Raw genomic sequence first — 1,314 nt, 5'->3', positions numbered from 1 at the left:
GGCAGCGTCAGGCGCCGCCCCGGTAGGCTCAGTCAAGGCTCGTGGTCCTGTTCCTGGTTTGAATGCTTAKACACACTCATCCCAGCAGGGCCACGGGCCCTTCTGTCATCTACGACACGAGATCAATTCCCCACAAACCACGAAGAGCCACAAAACCTGGTCGTTCACTCCCGCACACGGCGGCAGGATCGAGTACGGCACCGGGGAGGTCGAGCAGGCGCCTCGGGACCGGGACGATTACCTCCCACCGGAGGTCGCACTGTTCTTCCCGTTGTCCATGCGCATCTGGGGCGGAACTGCGGACGACTTCCGGGTGGCTGGAGCGGAAGCAGATGGTGAAGGAGTCAGGCTTGCCCTGGTCTCAATTGAAGACCCCCGCTTCACCGGGTCTGCGTTCGTGAACACCAAATACGGGGTCGTCACCGAGTATGAGACACCCGCCCGGAGGTATTCTCTCCGGGACCTCAGCTGGCTCCCGCACCGGTAGGTCATCAAGGGCCTCGACCTCGTTCGGGTATTGCAGTTGTCGGTCGCGTAGCACTGGAAGCGGGGTACTGGATGTACCCTCCGATGGCGAAGCGGCGGCCAGCGGTGCTGGCCTCCTGTTCCGTCCGCTAGTGTTCAAATAAGGGGCAGGTAGCTATGCGAAACGTGAAGAACGAGGGCCATCGCCAGTAAATATTGGCCCGCAGGCGGCCACATGAAGGGCGATATGTTCAATAAGCAATGAGCTCCGGAAGCACGGCAGTAATGGCTAGGCGGAGTCGCTCGTCGCGCGCGCTCTGAATGGMGCGAGMAGTCCACGCACTAAAGGCATCGACCCTACAGTTGCGGAGGTGCGACGATGCCAACGCCAAGAGGGGCTTCTTCCGATCGTAAACCGCCAGTAGAGCAGGGAGATCACTGGCACTAACAGCCGCAGCTATCTTGTTTTCAATATCTGCGGCGAGCTCAGCAACGTTCAGTTTACCTGTCTGCACAGAATAGCTGGCAGTKAGATCGGCAATCGACTTCTCCCCCGAAAAGTCAAGTTGCTTCAGTATTCTGTCGATACGACGACGACAGTGGCCGAGAACAACCTCATTCACGTTTTTGGCGATCGCMGCGTCGGCGAGGATTGCTTTCTTCAGCTCAGCGAGCTTCGTTTCTAACTCTTCACCCTMGAAATCGTTCATCTCTAAGATCGCTCGCGAGACAGTAGGGAGTAGGAGAAGGTTCTCGATTTCCGACACCGGCAATATTTTGATGTCGTTTGCAGCGAGATTCTCACGGTCTAGTTCGTCGTGGCCGTCCGCGTCTACTAACCCAGCGCAC

The 1,314-nt window shown here is 58.0% G+C and carries 1 protein-coding gene; it reads right to left on the bottom strand.

Annotated features, from left to right (window positions below; translation table 11 throughout):
- Positions 1-716: 716 nt before the first annotated feature.
- Positions 717-1,314, bottom strand: a 598-nt coding sequence (locus tag AC1DBQ_RS23370; protein WP_476930761.1) for a hypothetical protein, incomplete at its 5' end; no start/stop codon positions are given.

It is taken from the genome of Arthrobacter sp. 10T413_2, assembly GCF_056394205.1.
Note: the sequence above shows the minus strand (reverse complement) of the source record. Positions and strands in the feature narration are given on the sequence as shown.